14 protein-coding genes are annotated in these 18,223 nt (G+C 46.0%); 6 read left to right on the top strand and 8 right to left on the bottom strand.

The annotated features are described in order from the left end of the window. Positions 1-2: 2 nt before the first annotated feature. On the top strand, positions 3-440 hold the full coding sequence (locus C825_RS19960) for a DUF695 domain-containing protein (protein WP_007652885.1): 438 nt from the start codon (positions 3-5) through the stop codon (positions 438-440). Here C825_RS19960 and C825_RS19955 read toward each other — a convergent pair. After that, positions 437-1,750 carry a MutS-related protein gene (locus tag C825_RS19955; RefSeq protein ID WP_010799875.1) on the bottom strand — a complete coding sequence of 438 codons (1,314 nt, stop codon included), beginning with the start codon at positions 1,748-1,750 and terminating at the stop codon, positions 437-439. The two genes, C825_RS19960 and C825_RS19955, sit on opposite strands and share 4 nt — an antisense overlap. 135 nt (positions 1,751-1,885) lie before the next feature. Beyond that, on the bottom strand, positions 1,886-2,299 hold the full coding sequence (locus C825_RS19950) for a DUF5856 family protein (RefSeq protein WP_007652890.1): 414 nt from the start codon (positions 2,297-2,299) through the stop codon (positions 1,886-1,888). Positions 2,300-2,443: 144 nt separating this feature from the next. Between C825_RS19950 and C825_RS19945 the strand changes: the two genes are divergently transcribed. Beyond that, positions 2,444-2,812 (top strand): DUF488 domain-containing protein, encoded by a 369-nt coding sequence (locus C825_RS19945; RefSeq protein WP_010799874.1) that lies wholly within the window; start codon positions 2,444-2,446, stop codon positions 2,810-2,812. A gap of 166 nt (positions 2,813-2,978) precedes the next feature. Here C825_RS19945 and thrC read toward each other — a convergent pair whose 3' ends face one another. The 6 genes from thrC to C825_RS19915 form a co-directional block, all read right to left on the bottom strand. Then, positions 2,979-4,292 (bottom strand): threonine synthase, encoded by a 1,314-nt coding sequence (gene thrC / locus C825_RS19940; protein ID WP_010799873.1) that lies wholly within the window; start codon positions 4,290-4,292, stop codon positions 2,979-2,981. After that, positions 4,289-5,491 (bottom strand): cofactor-independent phosphoglycerate mutase, encoded by a 1,203-nt coding sequence (locus C825_RS19935; protein WP_010799872.1) that lies wholly within the window; start codon positions 5,489-5,491, stop codon positions 4,289-4,291. Before C825_RS19935 ends, thrC begins: the two co-directional genes overlap by 4 nt. Positions 5,492-5,519: 28 nt before the next feature. Further along, positions 5,520-7,961 carry a bifunctional aspartate kinase/homoserine dehydrogenase I gene (gene thrA, locus C825_RS19930; protein ID WP_007652897.1) on the bottom strand — a complete coding sequence of 814 codons (2,442 nt, stop codon included), beginning with the start codon at positions 7,959-7,961 and terminating at the stop codon, positions 5,520-5,522. A 351-nt stretch (positions 7,962-8,312) separates the two neighbouring features. Beyond that, a complete protein-coding gene (locus C825_RS19925) occupies positions 8,313-9,875 on the bottom strand; it encodes a DHA2 family efflux MFS transporter permease subunit (protein WP_007652898.1) in 1,563 nt (520 codons plus the stop codon). Further along, positions 9,875-10,894, bottom strand: coding sequence for an HlyD family secretion protein (locus C825_RS19920; protein ID WP_010799871.1), 1,020 nt, complete (start codon positions 10,892-10,894; stop codon positions 9,875-9,877). The genes C825_RS19925 and C825_RS19920 overlap by 1 nt, the downstream gene beginning before the upstream one ends. A 91-nt stretch (positions 10,895-10,985) precedes the next feature. After that, positions 10,986-11,906, bottom strand: coding sequence for a DMT family transporter (locus tag C825_RS19915; protein WP_007652900.1), 921 nt, complete (start codon positions 11,904-11,906; stop codon positions 10,986-10,988). Positions 11,907-12,296: 390 nt separating this feature from the next. On the opposite strand from C825_RS19915, the gene C825_RS19910 reads away from it, so the two are divergent. The 4 genes from C825_RS19910 to C825_RS19895 all read left to right on the top strand — a co-directional run bounded on the left by C825_RS19910 (position 12,297) and on the right by C825_RS19895 (position 18,219). Continuing rightward, positions 12,297-13,070, top strand: a complete 774-nt coding sequence (locus C825_RS19910; protein WP_007652907.1) for a DNA-binding domain-containing protein — start codon at positions 12,297-12,299, stop codon at positions 13,068-13,070. A 253-nt stretch (positions 13,071-13,323) separates the two neighbouring features. Then, complete coding sequence (locus C825_RS19905; RefSeq protein ID WP_010799870.1) at positions 13,324-14,796, top strand: RNA/DNA-binding domain-containing protein; 1,473 nt, start codon at positions 13,324-13,326, stop codon at positions 14,794-14,796. Between the two features lie 19 nt (positions 14,797-14,815). Next, a complete protein-coding gene (locus tag C825_RS19900; RefSeq protein ID WP_010799869.1) occupies positions 14,816-15,553 on the top strand; it encodes a copper homeostasis protein CutC in 738 nt (245 codons plus the stop codon). Positions 15,554-15,561: 8 nt separating this feature from the next. After that, the gene (locus C825_RS19895; protein WP_010799868.1) at positions 15,562-18,219 is read left to right on the top strand and encodes a DUF5916 domain-containing protein; all 2,658 of its coding nucleotides are present in this window, start codon (positions 15,562-15,564) and stop codon (positions 18,217-18,219) included. The last annotated feature ends 4 nt before the right edge of the window (positions 18,220-18,223 follow it).

Raw genomic sequence — 18,223 nt, 5'->3', positions numbered from 1 at the left:
ATATGAGATTAAGTAATGAATGGTTCACAGCCTTGTCGGAAGACGAAGACGGGCATTTGGTAACAGTAAGCGGACGCGATGAACTGACGGAATTTATCCAGTCCGGTAAATTCAAGGAACGTGTTGAAATAACCTGGAAATATGAAGGGGATGAGAAAGGAATGCCTATGGATGCACTTGCCGAACAGATGGAGAACGTACAGGAAACATTGCGGAAAGCCATGGAAAAAGATAAACTTTCCATCCTTACCGCTGTTTATACCGGGGCAGGAGAGAAGATATGGGTTTTCTACACCCGTACAGTCCGCGTTTTCGGCGAACGTCTGAATGAGGCACTCGCTCCGTTCGATCTGTTACCTATTTCTATTTATACGGAAGTCGATCCCGAATGGGAAGAGTATCTGGATATGTATGAGATGAAGCAGTGGGCACTCGATTAAGGCGTGTTTAGCTCTTTTCTGACTAACCAGCTGCCGATGCGCGATTCGGAAATTCCTTCTTTCAACCGATAGCTACAAAGGAAACGGTCGTCTTTTATTTCAGATTCCATGTAGTTGAACTGACATGTTTTTTCTGTATAAAAGGCTTCCGCAAGTTCTATGATATGGGTGGAGAGAAGGAATTTGCTTTGCGGATATTTTTTCAGCAGATTGAGAACGATGACCGAAGCCTCATAAGCATCGCGGGCATTTGTTCCCCGGAAGAGTTCGTCGAACACGATGAAATAAGCATCTTCTTCCTTGACTTTTTCCAGTATGCTTTTGATACGTAATACTTCCGCATAGAAATGGCTTTCTCCTCTTTTTAAAGAATCCGGTAAATTGATGGAAGTAAAAATACCCTTGTATACCGGGCAACGCATATAAGTTGCCGGTACCGGTAATCCGGCGTGAGCCAACCAAATAACCGACGATAACGCTTTCAGAGTCGTCGATTTGCCAGCCATATTGGAACCTGTGAAAATATTGATATGTTTTTCCTCCAAATGCCAGTCATTACGTACGGCTTGCGGCAAAGCCGGATGGAAAAAGTTGTGTATGACCAGCTCTGTGTCGCCGGAGTGTAATTCCGGGTAACAAAATCCTTTTTCTTTAGCTATTTGATGCGCGGAACGAAAGGCGTCCAATTCGTATACAATATCAAGTATCCCCTGTACAGCGATTTTTCCCCTATTGCGGAAAATGTAGTCGAACTGGTCTATTTCGTAACAAGTTAATCTGGTTTCCCTGTTCGGGATTGAAGCGAAAACATTGCTGTCCACATAGGAACGTATCATCCGGAGTGTTTGTTTGATAATGTCCGGTTGTGCGGACTCTTCTATGGGAGATGAGATCTGGCGTAATTCCCGGATCAATTCACATAAATATAAGCATCCACGGCTTTTAATATAGTTCCACGGATTTTTCTGCAATTTGTTTTTTAACCATTGGTAGTAGGAGAGGACGCCTAATACGGTTGTGGGGGACGGCTCATTATAATTCAGGTAATATTCGATGAAGTCCAGGGTGTTCCCGTCTATTTCGAAGCTGGGTATTCCACCGGCGCGAATGGATTCGATGCGGTAGTGGAGTGTTTGGATATTGTTAACAGGATGGGTAACCCAGTTTTGGAGTACGTTACGGCCGCCTTTAGACTGAGTCTCGGTATAAATACCGGTCAGATCAAATTCTCCGTAGGGATTTTGCGTAACGCATAAGTCATTACGGGTCTGTATATCTGTTTCGAGTTTCTTTGTTCCTGTCTGTCCCATTGGACAAAGATAGTTTTGTTTATGAAACTAAAGATACTCCGGGGTAAAAAAATACAAAAGGAGTTGTCTTTGAAAACAACTCCTCCGTGTAAATATATAAACTCTAAAAAATAACTGGCAGATCACTAGGTAATGCTATTGCAATCTGACTAATCTGTAAAGCAATTGCTGGATTGCTTCCTGATAGTCGTCGATGATGGATTGTGAGAATGCTTCAGGGAACAGGTCTCTGTGTTTTTCTACGTAGTTGTAGAAATCTGATGCATGTTTTACGATGTCTTTCGGAGTTTTGGTTTCCGGGATGGCAATCTGGAGGTCGCCTACCAAGGCGAATGTTGTTTCGGTGATTCTGTCGATCACGTCCAGCAAGGAGGCGATGGCTTCATCTAATGCCATATGTTTAGCATAACTGCCGGTTCCGGTTACGCTCCAGTGAAAAAGTTTGAGACTACTGTTGAATGAGAAAAGTTCTCCGATAAATGTTGCGATCTCTTTATTGGAAGTGCGGGTCGCTTTTTCTTTTTGTTCTGATTTTACTGTTGTACTCATAATTTTGTTTATTTATGTTTTGTACTTAATAAACATCATAGGCAACAGGAAAGTTTACGGGAATATTAGAAAATATTTGAAGATGATTTATGGTAACAATAAGGTTGTAAAAGCTGTTTATAAATGGAATATGGATAAATAATTATGACACAGATAAAATTGAAACGGATATATGAAGATCCGGAGCCAACGGATGGTTACAGGGTCTTTGTGGATCGGCTATGGCCCAGAGGTATGAAAAAGGAAGCGGCACATTTCGATTTGTGGGAAAAAGATGTAACTCCCTCTCCAGAACTTCGAAAGTGGTTTCATCAGGCACCCGATGAAAGGTGGAATGAGTTTGCCGCATTGTATAGCAAAGAGCTGAACGGTTCGGAGGCAGCAAAGGCATTTGTGGAGAAGATCAGTCAATATCCGATCGTCACGTTGCTATATGCTTCTAAAAGTCCGGACCATAATCATGCGCTTATTTTGAAAAAGTACCTGGAGGAGCTGATGGTTGGCGATAGGTAATGTGTCATCTGTACTGTACGGAGGGTAAGTTGCGTGCTACATCGGGATGCTCCCTACTGGTAGGTACACTCTGTACCTACCGGTAAGTACAGGTTGTCCCTAGGGATAGGGATACAACGTACCTACCGCTAGGGACAATCTCTATACCGGACGGAACAGGCTATGATTACTGTGTTATCAGGTAAGCCTTGAACGCTTTAAAGTCTTTGCTGAGTTCGACACTTTGTTTCGTCCCTTTCATAAAGGATTGTAACTTGGCCGGAATTTCAATGTCTGCATCGAGGATACGGTCGACGGTTCCTTTGAACTTCGCCGGATGGGCGGTTTCAAGGAAGAGGCCGGTTTCGTCAGATTCGAGTGCATATTGTATCAAAGCCTGATAGCCGCAGGCACCGTGCGGGTCAAGTAGATAGCCATCGTTTTCATATACATATCTGATGGTGTATTCGATTTCTTCGTCGGTGAAACGGTAGCCGGTGATGTGTTGGCATATTTCATGATGTTTGTCGCCGTAGATGTCGAATAAATCCATGATGCGGGCAAAGTTGCTCGGGTCGCCGACATCCATCGCGTTAGCTATCGTGGCTACGGAAGGACGCGGAGTGTAAACGCCTGTTCTCAGATATTCAAGGAATACGTCGTTGCGGTTGTTGGCGGCGATGAAGCGTTTAACGGGCAGTCCCATCCAGTTGGCAAAAAGACCGGCGGTGATATTTCCGAAGTTCCCGCTGGGGACGGAAATGACCAGGTTATCGGCTTTACCGAGCTTATCCAGCTGTGCGTAGGCATTGAAATAATAGAATGATTGCGGGAGGAAGCGGGCCACGTTGATGGAATTGGCTGATGTCAGTTTCATGTGGCGGTTCAGTTCGTCATCCATGAAAGCCGATTTTACCAACGCCTGGCAATCGTCGAAAGTCCCCTCTATCTCAAGGGCGGTGATATTCTGTCCCAGTGTTGTGAACTGGCATTCCTGGATAGGACTGACTTTTCCCTTGGGATAAAGAACATACACGTGGATACCCGGTACACCTAGAAAACCGTTGGCAACGGCACTTCCCGTATCTCCCGAAGTGGCAACCAGTACGTTAACCTGTTTCAGTCCTTCTTTTTGGATGAAATATCCCAGCAGGCGGGCCATGAAGCGTCCGCCGACATCCTTAAAGGCTAGTGTCGGACCGTGGAAAAGTTCAAGGCTGTAAATATTTTCAGAGACGTTTACCACAGGGGTATCGAACGATAAAGTATCTTTTACGATTTCATTCAACGTTTCCGTTTCGATGTCTTCACCGAAAAAAGCCTGTGCAACCGTACAAGCTATTTCGTGGAAAGACTGATTTTTCATATTGTTGATTGTGCCCTCATCCAAACGGACGATACGTTCGGGCATATACAATCCCTTGTCACCGGCAAGGCCTTTTACTACGGCTTCTTCCAGGGTGGCGAGGGGAGCTTGTTTGTTTGTGCTGTAATATTTCATAATAATTCTTTTATAAATTCATCTTTTTCCAAAACTCCATATTTACCGTTCAGGACACTGAACTCGTCGAAGCAGGTCACTGCATCAGGCTCTTGTCCGGGTTTGTAGATCAGGAAGGGGACGGGGGTATTGGTGTGTGTACGGATCGAACAGGGAGTCGGATGGTCGGGAAGTACGGCAATGGCAACCGGTTCGTCCCATGTCTGCAACTCTTCATAGATAATGCGGATGGCCCGTTTATCCAGATATTCGATTGTTTTTATTTTGAGGTCTACGTCTCCTTCGTGTCCGGCTTCATCGCTGGCTTCGACGTGGAGGTAGACGAAATCATTTGTTTTCAGTGCTTCGAGGGCGGCATGCGTTTTGCCTTCGTAGTTGGTATCATATAATCCGGTGGCGCCTTCCACGCTGATAACTTCGAGGCCGGCATAAACGCCGATACCGCGAATCAGGTCGACGGCTGAAATAACGGCCCCTTTATTGAAACCGTACATCTCCTGCATGGTCTGCATGGCAGGACGATAACCGGGCGACCAGGGCCAGATACTGTTTGCCGGGTCTTTTCCGGCTGCCATACGTTTGCGGTTGACGGGATGGTCTTTCAATATTTCCTGGGATTTCAGAATCAAGTCATTCAATAAGTCGGCAGTCTCTTGTGCTTCCGGCACTTCCGGTTTGACCATCAACGGGCGGAAGGGGTGGAGGGGAACGTCGTGGGGCGGCGTGCAATCCAGCCGTTTGTCGCCTCCTTTGATAACCAAAAGGTGACGGTAGGAGACACCAGTGTAGAATTTTACTTTGTCGGAGCCTAATTTCTCGTTGAGGAATTGTATTAACTCGTCGGCCTCATCGGTGGATATATGGCCGGCCGAATGGTTTTTCAGGATATCTCCTTCAACACAAATAAGGTTGCAGCGCATCGCCATTTCACCCGGTTGAAGGGTGACACCGATGCTTGCAGCTTCCAGTACGCCACGTCCTTCGTATACTTTCGGCAGGTCGTATCCTAATACGGCCATGTTGGCAACTTCGCTGCCCGGATGGAATCCGTCGGCAACCGTTTTCATTTGTCCGGTAACACCCAATGCAGCCAGCTTATCCATATAAGGGGTATCTGCATATTGCATGGGAGTCTTACCTCCAAGTGCCTCAATGGGTTCATCGGCCATGCCGTCGCCCAGGATTATTATACTTTTCATTTCGTATTAACTTAATTCATTCCTTTTCTTACCGAATATTGGCTATAGAGATTATATCGGCGAATACACCAGCAGCCGTTACATCGGCTCCGGCTCCGTAGCCTTTTATTATCATGGGATACTCGTGGTATCTTTCGGTGGAAATCATGATGATGTTGTTGCTGCCTTCCAGTTCGTAGAACGGATGATGGCTGTCGACTGTTTGCAGGCCGATTTCGCAAACACCTTTATCCATTTTGGCAACGAAGCGGAAACGTTTGCCTTCGGCTTCCAGTTGCTGGCGTTTGTTTTCGAATTCGGCATCCAGTTCTTTCACCTTGCACCAGAAATCGTCGAGCGAACCTTCGAAATATTTATCCGGCACGAACAAGTTGCGTTTTACATCTTCCTGCTCCACTTTGTAACCGGCTTCACGCGCCAGGATGACGAGTTTACGCAATACGTCTTTTCCACTCAGGTCGATACGGGGGTCGGGTTCCGAGTAACCTTCCTCTTTTGCCATCAGGATTGCCTTGCTGAAAGGTATATCGGCACTGAGCGTATTGAATATATAATTTAATGTACCGGAAAGAACAGCTTCCAGTTTCAGGATATGATCGCCACTGTTTCTCAGGTCGTTCATCGTATTGATGATAGGCAGTCCGGCTCCGACGTTCGTTTCGAACAGGAACTTGACGCCACGGTGGCGGGCCGTTTCTTTCAGTTTGATATAATTGCTGTAAGAGGACGAGGCGGCTACTTTATTGGCGGCTACCACTGAAACGTTGTTGTTGAGCAGCGTTTCATACAGGTCGGAGACAGCCGGGGTTGCCGTACAATCCACAAATACGGAGTTGAAGATATTCATTTTCAGAATCTCTTCTTTCAGATGTTCGGGAGAACTCTCTTCGCCGTTCTTTTTCAGTTCGTCGATACAGTTTTCCAGGTTCAGTCCTTCACGAAGGAAAAGGGCACGTTTACTGTTGGCGATACCGACAACATTTAGTTTCAGGCCGTTTTGTTCCATCAGTTTAGGTTGCTGGATACGGATTTGTTCCAGTAAGTTACCGCCTACCGTTCCGACACCTGCAATGAACAGGTTCAACACCTTATATTGTGACAGAAAAAATGAATCATGGATAGAGTTCAGAGCCTTGCGCAGATATTTGTGCTTGATAACAAATGATATGTTTGTTTCGGAAGCACCCTGTGCACAGGCAATCACGCTGATACCGGCACTGCCCAGCGTACCGAACAGTTTACCGGCAATACCTGGCGTACGTTTCATGTTTTCACCGACGATGGCGACTGTTGCCAGGTCTTTTTCGGCCACCGTATCGTTCATATCACCCTGGGCGCGTTCCAATGCGAACTCTTCATCCAGCACCTGCACGGCCAGGTCGGCATCGGCATTGCGGACAGCGAAAGTCGTATTGTTTTCGGAACTGGCCTGTGATACCATAAATACGCTGATACCGCTTTTTGCCAATGTCTTAAAGATACGGTAGTTTACACCGATCACACCAACCATGCCCAGTCCCTGAACGGTAATCAGGCAGGTGTCGTTGATAGAGGAAATACCTTTGATGATGGCTTTCCCTTCTTCTTTTACCTTTTCCTTGGAAATATAAGTACCCGGCGCTTCCGGATTGAATGTGTTCAGGATACGGATCGGAATATTCTTATGATATACCGGATAAATCGTCGGTGGATAGATGACCTTGGCTCCGAAGTTACACAACTCCATCGCTTCGGTAAACGTCAGCCGGTCGATTACATAGGCTGAACTGATGACGCGCGGGTCGGCAGTCATGAAACCGTCTACGTCCGTCCATATTTCCAAAACGTTGGCATCGAGCGCAGTAGCCAGGATAGAGGCAGTATAGTCGGAACCGCCACGTCCCAGGTTCGTTACTTCTCCGTTTTCCGTACTGGAAGAGATAAAGCCGGGAACCAGCGATACTTTAGGTAGCGGGTTGAAAGTCTCTTTAATGAGCTGGTTTGTCTGTTCGAAATCAACGATATGTTTGTTGAACTGCTTGAGCGTTTTGATAAACTTACGGGAATCGAACAGCTTGGCATCTTCGATGACATTCGACACGATGAGTGAAGAAATGCGTTCGCCGTAACTGACGATTGTGTCGGAAGTCTTGGCAGACAGGTCGTTGATAAGGTACACACCTTTGAAGATATTACCCAGTTCGTCCAGCAGGCTCATGACCTTTTTCTGCACTTCGATGCGCTGCATCTTGTCGGGGATAACACCCTGAATCACATCCAGGTGACGTGTTATGATTTCGGAGAACTCCCTTTCGTATCCGACATCCCCTTTGGCAGCCATGGATGAGGTTGCCAGCAACTTATCCGTGATGCCGCCCAATGCAGATACGACAACGATTACAGGCTCTTCAATAGCCTCTACTATCTTCTTAACACTCAAAATACTATTCACGGAACCTACGGATGTTCCGCCGAATTTCAATACTTTCATCGGTATGTATTATTTTAATTGACAGCTGACGGTTGACAACTGACAATATATTTGTAACTAAATTAATTGATAAAAAGAACCGGAAAGAACCGGCATAAAGGATGCAATACAAATGATTGCAACAATGCAGGACGTGGCCGCTGCTCTTGTTTATTTGTAAATTCTAACCCCCCAAGGGGTCATCAATGCCCATGTATAATATGCTATACCTGCAATCATTCTTTTACTTTTCTAGTTTTCATATCTTATTGCAGGGGCAATATTACACATTATTTTTCAAATGCAAGCATTTTTTCAGTAGAAAGTGATAAAATAGTGGAAAGTTGATAGGAAAAGAGGGTATGATGATTACTATTGTTTATTTATTTTGCCCTTTTTCACCTGCCGTAACCAGAACACCGGGAGCAGACAAAGCAAGGTGACGATGAATGCGATATAGAAATCATCGTTGATGCCGCCTATGTATGCTTCTAGTTCGAGACGTTTGATTATTAGCTGTTCGGCGAGTGATTTGGCTGTCTCTTCGGTGGTGCCGGTTGTCTGTAAGGCGAAGAAACTCAGTTTATCTATTGTCTGGTGATATATCTCACCAGTATAATTTAATGCTTCGCTGTAGCGTTGGGTATGGTAACTGGTGCGTTGGGTAAGCATATGGCTGAAGATGGCAACACCGAAACTGCCGCCCATTTGGCGGACGATATTGGTGATACTCGATGCTTGTGCCATTTGTACGACACTGATACGGGCTAATGATAAAGTTAATAATGGGGTGAAAAGTATTCCCATGCCGATGCCGCGAAGATAGAGGCTCATCATGATATACCATTTTTCGGTCAGGAAGGAGAGGAAGATGTTGAGATAGAAACTGAGTGCCATCAGGATCAGTCCGCCTGCAATTAGTATTTTAGGGTTTATCTTCTGCCCCAATGCTCCGGCAGTGGGAGAACAAAATCCCTGGATGATTCCTACGGGAATAAAGAACATGCCGGCCTGGAGGGCTGAATATCCCAGATTGTTCTGCAAATAAAGGGGAATCAGGAAAGTGCTTCCGAACATGCCGACCCCGAAGATGAACATCATCACGTTTGCCAGGGTGAAATTGCGGTCTTTGAATATACGCAGGTTGATTAACGGATGCTTCACCGTCAGTTCGATATAAATAAAGAGTATGAACATAAGTGCGGAAATCCACATCGAGCCTAATACGACAGGACTGTTCCAGCCTTGTGTGTTGGTAGACGAATTGACTTCCGATAACCCGTACATGAACAGAGGCAGGAAGATGCCGGAAGTGATGAATCCCGGAATATCGAAAGGCTGTACTGTCTCCGCCTTATATTCTTTTTGCAGGATGGCTGTTACAAAGAGAGCGAGAGCCCCGACCGGTACATTTACATAAAATATATAGTTCCAGTTCAGATTGTCGACCAGATAACCGCCGATGGAAGGACCGAACGAGACGGATGCTGCCGAAGCGATGGCCCAGAAACCGAGTGCCGTTCCCCGCTGCTCCGGAGGAAAAACATTGCTGACAATCGCCATTCCGACAGGCATGATTGCTCCGCATCCAAGGCCTTCGATTACACGCCAGAAAATAAGTTCTTCGATCGAGGTGGAGTTTCCGCACATGAACGAACCGAAAGTAAATACCAATAAAGAAAGGAAATAAATCCGTTTGTATCCGAACCGGTCGGACAGCCAGGCGGCTGCGGGAAGGATGCTCGCAATAGCCAGCATATATCCTGTCAGAACCCATTCGGCAGTGTTGATACTGGCACCGAGCGTCCCCATGATAGCCGGAAGTCCGGTGTTCACGACGGTGGAGTCGAGCACGGCCATAAATGTCCCGATCATGATGTTGCCCAACACCAGCCATTTGTAGGCATTATCATTTGTATTTCCGTTCTTACCCATTATTGCTTCTTGATAATCTTAACGGTTGCAGACATGCCTGATACCAGTTTCGGCATCCGGGTATTTTCTTTTCCTTTTTTTACCTGGTCGACGGAGACTTTTATCGGGATGCGCTGGGCAACTTTGGTATAATTGCCGGAAGCATTATTAGGAGGGATCAATGAAAACTCCGAAGCTGTGTTTGTACCTATATAGAATATCTTTCCGGAAAAGGTGAGTCCGGGGTAGGCGTCCAGCGTGAAATCGGCTTTCTGTCCGAGGCGGAGCGTCCGGAACTTGGTCTCCTCCAGATAAACGGCTACCCAAAGGTCTTTCCCTTCATTGATTGTAAAGAGTGTCTGTCCGGGTTGAACCATGTCACCCGGAAGCGACCACCGTTTGGCAATCACGCCGTCGACCGGAGCTGTGATGCGATAATATCCCAATGAAACACGGGTGGATTCTATCGCTGCATCAGCTGAGGCGATTGCCGCTTCACCGGATGTGATCTGTGCCCGTGAGACCTTGATCTGATCTTTGGCTACTTCTACTTTTATGCCTGTACTTTTCCAGGAGTCTTCCGCATCCTGGAATGTTTCCTGCGAAACGGCATTGGTGCTGTATAGTTTTTGGTCACGTAGATAGTTCACTTCTGCCTGATGGTAAGCGATTTCTGCCAGTTGGAGGTTCTTGATGGCAGTGTTGAGATTCTCTTTTTCCAGTTTCAGGTTGGCTATCGTCTGTTCACGGCGGGCAATGGTTTCCTGTAACTCTGCAACGATACCGCTGCTGTCAAGTTCGGCAAGGAGCATGCTGGCTTTGACCGTATCGCCTTCCCAGGCATATTGCCTGACCATCGGTCCCATGACCTGTGATGCGACGCTTACCCGGTAACTGTCAAGGTTGGCGTCATTAGTCGAAATATATTTGCGATAGTTCCACCACCATAGAAAGGCAATAATGACGGCGATAACCAATATGGCAATAAGCCATATCATACTTTTGTTGGGTGTTTTGTTAGAAGTACTTACACTATCCATAGTTGTGACGTATATTTTTCTGCTTAAAACAAATAAAATATATAAAGGTTCTGGCTATAAAGGTGATTAACAAGTTTGTACAAAAGCTTTTTCAACGGCTTTCCTTTTCCAAATCTGCCCGGCTCTTACTTTGTGTAACCAGATAAACCCCGGTAAAAACAAGGACTGCCGATAATACTTTTTGTAAAGAGAATGTGTCTTGCCCTATCATGACCGCAATCAGTGAAGCGATAATCGGTTGTATATAATTATACATGCTCACCGTTGTCGGGCGGATGCGTTTCAGCGACATAGGTATTAATAAATAAGGAATGAATGTCGCACCGATCAGTACGAAACTGATGGCTCCAAGCTCTTGCATATTGAGTGTTTCCCGCTGGAAAGCAGGGGTATCGAGAACATGTCGATAAGTAAAAGGCAATAATACCAACGTGGAAAAAAGAAACATCCATTTCATCATCGTTACCGCTGAATAACGTAAACTCAACGGTTTGGATAAAACGAGGTAGATGGAATATACGAAAGCACTGACGATGATCATCAGATTACCTTCCAGACTGCTGGCTTGCCCCGTAGCATGTGTGGATGCCAGGATCAAAGATATCCCCCCGATGCATCCCATCAATACGCCCAAGGCTTTCATCTTGGTGATCGGCTCTTTCAGGATAACGGCTGCCAGTAGCATGACGAAGATAGGGACGCCTGTTGCGATGATGGAAGCATCCACCGGCGAGGTTCGGTTCAGCCCTACAATAAACAGTCCCTGATTGATGCCTACCCCGCACATGGCGCAGATAAAAAGCAGTCCCAGGTCTTTTATCGTTACCTTTTCCCGTTTGATAAATAACGAAGTTAACCAAAACAACAGGCAGGCAGATCCCATCCGCATGATGGTAAGCGCCTCGGGTTGCACATGGGAAGGTAACAGATATTTGGATATGGGCATATTGATAGCAAACAATATATTTGTTATCAAAATCAGTATATGGCCCTTTAGTTTTTCTGAGTTCATCGCCTTGCTGCTTTACTGAACGCAAATGTAATCATAATACTTACACAGCCATTATTATTGGACATACATATGTAAAACAAGCCAGTTTTTAAATTATGTGGCTATATGTTTTTTATCTTATCAAGGAAATTGATAAAACCGGGAATACATAAGTAAAACAATAGGGTTGGCCGGATAATGCAAATACCACAAGTTACAGTACACCGCAGCCGGCCATGGAAACAGGTTGCCCGCAATCCAAATATGGTGCCCGTTGCATCAAAGACCTCCCTGCCAAGTAAAATAAACGGCAATACATAGCAGCGGAACCGAAGATTTGAATATCTTTGTTTCTGCTGACTGTTTTTTTAGCAGTAGCATACTATTATTAATATTTAAACTTAAATCAGAATGGCAGTTTACGAATTTTTCTGGAAGATCTGGCTACGGCTCAATCTTCTTACCAAAGATGTGGATAACGACTATACAGCCGAAGTTTCCACCATGAAAAACACCTTTCGCAACGAAGACATCGCCCGTGCCATCGTTGTGGAAGGCAGTGAAATCAAATTCGACACCATGTTGTCGATCATCAATCAACACGACCGTATTATCCGCGAAAAGGTGCAGCAAGGGTATAGCGTACTGACCGAAACCTGCCAGTTCACTCCCCGCGTCAGTGGCAGCTGGATCACGGCAAAAGACCAGTTCGACCCGGCCCGCCATAAAATAACGCTCGACATAACGCTTTCCAGCCAGATGCGCGAAGCGTTGACAAAAGTCGGCGTCGAAGTGCTGGGCGTAAAAGACAGCGGAGCCGGTATCAACCGCGTTACCGACGGTGCGACAGGCGCAGTAGACAGCACGATCACTATCGGCGACACGATCGATATCGAAGGAGATAAAGTTCGCATAGCCGGTGATGCGGAAGGAGTAGGCGTTTTCTTTATCGACGCTTCCGGCGCCGTTACACAGGCCACCGGACGCCTGCGCCGCAACGATCCGAAATTCGTACAGATACAGGTTCCCGCCACCCTGTCGAAAGGCACGCAATATACGTTGCGCATTGTGACACAGTACACTACGGGTACCGGCCTGCTGAAAGAACCCCGTACCATCGAATTCGAACGCCCGCTTACTACTTCCGGCGACGGGGGAGGCGGCGACAGGCCCGAAATAGAATAGCGTCCTCTCTTTATGAGAAAATTTGCACAAAGGCTTTGTGGCGCCCGTCACAAGGCCTTTGTGCTGTACGGCACAAGATCGTTGTGACGGGCGTCAAAAGGGCGTTGTGCAAGGCGTCACAACGACCTTGTGAAAAAAAGCAACTCCCGCAGGCGAAACCAAAGAGGTAACAAGCGCACAGTAGGGTTTGGTGATGCCGTATTATTTTATAATTTTGTGAGACTTAAAAAAGATTCTGAAATCAAAGAGGAATATGATTACTAAAGAAGAATTGCAACAATTGTTGATGAGTACCGAAACTTTTCGGGTGGAGCGGACTGTGTCAACAAACAATATGGATAAATTCTGCGAAGCTATTTGCGCTTTCTCCAATGATATCCCTGATTCCAGGCAAAATGGTTATCTCATTCTTGGAGCGAATGATGATGGTTCTTTATCAGGGCTCAAAGTAGACGATGCTTTATTAAAGAAGATTGCTGCTATTCGTTCTGATGGAAATATATTACCGTTGCCTGTGATGAATGTAGATCGTTTCGAATTTCCCGGAGGCGACTTGTTGGTCGCTGAAGTGCAGCCTTCTTTTTTTCCGCCTGTCAGATACCGTGGCAGGACATTTATCAGGATCGGCCCCCGGAAAGATATAGCCTCTGAAGCCGAGGAACGTATATTGACAGAAAGACGTACTGCCAATATGGCGACTTTTGATATTACACCTTGTATTCAGGCTTCCATAGAGGATATTCTTGTTGATAAAATAAAGCAAGACTATCTTCCCAAAGCCATAGATGCAGAAATTCTGGCTTCAGACACAAGAGATATTAAAGAGCAGATGGCTTCTTTATGCCTCTATGATATAGAACATGATTGTCCGACCTATGCGGCTATCGTATTGTTTGGTAAAACTCCGAAACGTTTTTTGCCGGGTGATTATATTCAATTTGTCAAGTTTAAAGGACTGGATAAAGCGGCTGAAATAGAGGATGAACGAGCTTTCAATAAATGTTTTGCCGAGTTGTTGCCGCAGTTGGATGTTTTTATTGAATACTCCATAGTAAAGAAGCGTCCGGTTCCGGTGTCTGTACTTAGGGAGAAAATGGTGTCGAACTATCCTTACTGGGCTATTCGTGAATTGATGATGAATGCTCTGATGCACCGGGACTTTCAAACGAATATGCCGGTGAGATTATACCAGTATAATGATAGGATTGAAATAATGAACCCAGGAGGCTTGTATGGCAAGGCGCGCCCGGAAAACTTTCCGACGGTAAATGACTATCGTAATCCGATTATTTCTGAAGCAATGAAAGTAATGGGGTATGTCAATAAGTTTAATCGTGGAATAGATCGTGTACAGCGTATGTTATTGGATAATGGCAGTCCGCAAGCACAGTTTGATGTAAATAAATTAACAGTGTTTGAAGTTGTAGTTAATGAATGTAAGGCTGCAAATTCGGAAACGACCGAACAGGTAACCATACCAGTAACCGTACCAGTAACCGTACCACTAACTATGCCTGTGGAAGAACTGTTAGGAGTGTTTCAAGGTGAAATGTCTAGAACGGAACTGATGAATATTCTTAATTTAAAAAATAAAGCTCACTTTAAAACCGAATATATTCGAAAGGCACTAGAATTAGGCGTTATTGAAATGACACAACCGGATAGTCCGAATAGCCCGACACAGAAATATCGGCTTACAGAGAAAGGTAAATTATTAGTAAAATAACAAACATAGAGAAATAGATATGAAACCAACCCGTATAATCGAGATATGTGCCAACTCGGCACAAAGTTGTGTAGAGGCCGAAACCGGAGGGGCCAAACGTGTGGAACTTTGTGCCGGTATCCCTGAAGGGGGAACGACTCCCAGTTATGGTGAGATTAAAACAGCGCAGGCATTGACTTCTACCATTGATATAAATGTCATTATCCGTCCGCGTGGCGGCGATTTTCTGTATACTCCGGCGGAGATAGATGCTATGCTGCTGGATATTGAATTATGTAAACAACTGAAAGTACACGGCGTCGTTTTCGGATGCCTCACTAAAGAGGGAGATATAGATGTTCCGTTGATGCGCAGACTGATGGAGGCTGCCAAACCGTTGTCGGTAACCTGCCACCGGGCATTTGATGTCTGCCGTGACCCGTTTGCGGCACTGGAACAACTGATTGAACTCGGATGCGACCGTATCCTGACTTCCGGCCAGCAATCGGATGCCGTTAAAGGTATTCCTCTGATTGCCGAATTGGTGAGGCGTGCTGACGGACGCATCATTATCATGCCGGGATGCGGTGTCCGTGAAAACAATATCGCGAAACTCGAAGCGGAAACAGGAGCGAAGGAGTTTCATACTTCCGCCCGTAGCATCGTTTACAGTAAAATGGAGTACCGGAATGAAAATGTGCCGATGGGAAGCAGTATTGTCTCTTCGGAGTTTGAAACGGTAGAAACCGACCGGAATAAAGTGGCTGCTTATTTGTAACTGATGAGATGAAATACCGATTGTCCTTTGTTGCCTTGTTGTTGTCTTGTGCCCTGGGTAAGGCGCAACAAGATTCTATTGTCCCTTTTGAAGCGGCATACAAACGTGTTTATAATATAACGAAAGTGACAGGGGCGAAGCCGGTTATGGATGGGCGCCTGGATGAAGAATTCTGGACGAAGCAGGGCGAGTGGTCCGACCGTTTTGTTCAGATTATTCCTTATGAACGGCAAATGCCGGATGCGCCTACCCGTGTGAAACTATTCTATGACAATAAGTATATCTATGTCGGTGTCTATTGTAAGGAAAGCCATCCGGAAAAGATGAACCGCTTTATCGGCAACCGCGACGATAACAGCATGGGCGACCTTATCAGTGTTGCCTTTGATACGTATCATGATTACCGGGCCGCTCCGGAGTTTAATATCAATCTGGGGGGAAACAAGACTGACCTGGTCGTGACCGATAAGCTGAATGTCAATTTAAGCTGGAATGCCGTATGGGAAGGAAAGACTCATATTGACATGGCTGATTCCAGTTGGACGGCGGAATTGCGTATTCCGTTCAGCCAATTACGATATAACCAGCATTCCGATGATGGCATCTGGGGACTTCATGTCCGCCGTATCAGACGTCAGAATAATGAGGTTCAGAACTGGAGCATGATTCCTCTGAAGAATAACGGACATGTCTTTTCTTTCGGAGAGATGCACGGGATGGACGATTTGCCGAAACCTCGTGGCATTGAATTTCTTCCGTATGTGATGGGAAAATACCGGAATGAACCGAAGGTTGCCGGAAGCCCTTATCAGAAAGGACATAGCTGGGGTGGCAATGTCGGCCTGGATGCGAAGTTCGCCCTTTCGGATTTTACGCTGGACCTGACGGTCAATCCGGACTACGGCCAAGTGGAACTGGACCCTTCGGTGATGAACCTGACGGCTTACGAAACATTTTATGACGAGAAACGTCCTTTCTTCCTGGAGGGAAAACATATCCTTGATTTTGCCAATGGCAGTGACATGATGTTTTATACCCGTCGTATCGGTGCCGCTCCCTCATATACTCCACAGGGAATCGACAATATCAACAGTTTTGCAGACAGCAAAGACAATGTTCCTATCATCGGTGCCCTGAAGCTGACCGGGACGAACAGACGCGGAGTGACAGTAGGCGTGGTGCAGAGCGTAACGGCCCGTTCTTCCGCCAACGTGACCCGTAACGGGGTTGAAGATGTTGAAGTCGTGGAGCCGCTGACAAATTATACAGTAGCCCGCGTACAGAAAAACTGGAAAGGAAATAGCCTGCTTGGAGGAATGGTCACATCCGTCAACCGGGCACTGGACCAGCCTTATCTGGAAGACTTTATGGTTCGTAACGCTTTTACGGCAGGAATAGATTTTACCCAGTATTTCAAGAACCGTCTTTATTATATAGATGTAAAGGGAATGTTCAGTTCCCTGAACGGAAGCAAAGAGGCGATAGCTGTCCGGCAAACCAGTCCGGTTCATTATTATCAGCGTGCATCGGCATCCGGTTATCTGGGAGTGGACCCTGACCGCCGTTCTCTGAACGGAACCGGCGGTTATGTGAAAGTCGGACGGAAGGGAAATGCCAAGTGGGCTTTCTCAGAAACCTTTAGCTGGTCGTCTCCCGGTTTCGACTTGAATGACATGGGGTATATGAAAGAAGCGGATAATCGGACGAATGAAACGGAAGTGGTGTACCGCCAAACGGATATCTGGAAGTTATTCCGTTATAATGCCTTTACGTTTACCCAGAAAAACCAGTGGAATTATGGGGGAACTCCTTTCAGCAACGATGTCGCCCTTCGCTGGCAGAGTATGACAATGAGCCGTTATGAAATGGATATGAAGGAAACTTTCGTCTGGAACCGGTTGGATAGCCGTTTGCTTCGCGGAGGCTGGGATATGCGGTTGAATCCTTATTTCCAGACTTCGGTTAAAGTGAATACGGATAAGGCAAAGCGGATGATGTTCATGTTGAAATATGAAGGAAATCATAATCTGGACGGGTATAACCGTTTTAATACGTTGTCACCCAGCCTGACTTTCCGTTTAGGAAACCATGTGTATTTGTCGGGGCAGGTGGATTATGCCTGGAATACGGACAATATGCAGTATGTCGGAACATTAACGGCATCGGCATCTCCCGCCCGGACAGACCCTTCACTTATCTATCTGATGGGGCACATGGACCAGAAAACGTATGGCCTGACAATGCGTTTGCAGGTCAATCTCACTCCGGATATCTCCATACAGTTCTATGGTTCCCCGTTTACCTCGACTGCGAAGTTCTCTGATTTTAAAGAGGCAGCGGATACGGAATCCCGTACGTATGACAAACGTTTCCATCTCTTTTCCGGAGATGAAATCGGTTATTCGGACGGAAGCTATCATCTAAAAAGTGGGGGACGAGAAGTATCTTTCAGGAATCCGGACTTTAGTTTTAATGAGTTCCGTTCCAACCTGGTGGCCCGTTGGGAATATTTGCCGGGTTCTACGATCTATTTTGTCTGGGAGCATCGCATGTCCAACCAGGACAACCACCGGGTGACAGGCTGGGGGAATAACCTGGACCGTATGTTCGGCCTTCCGGCAACGAATACTTTTATGCTGAAGATGAATTACTGGTTCAATTTGTAACCGG

The sequence above is a fragment of the Parabacteroides sp. ASF519 genome (assembly GCF_000364265.2).
GTDB classification, from domain to species: domain Bacteria; phylum Bacteroidota; class Bacteroidia; order Bacteroidales; family Tannerellaceae; genus Parabacteroides; species Parabacteroides goldsteinii.
The sequence above is the reverse complement of the archived record's forward strand: the minus strand, read 5'-3'. Positions and strand labels throughout refer to the sequence as shown.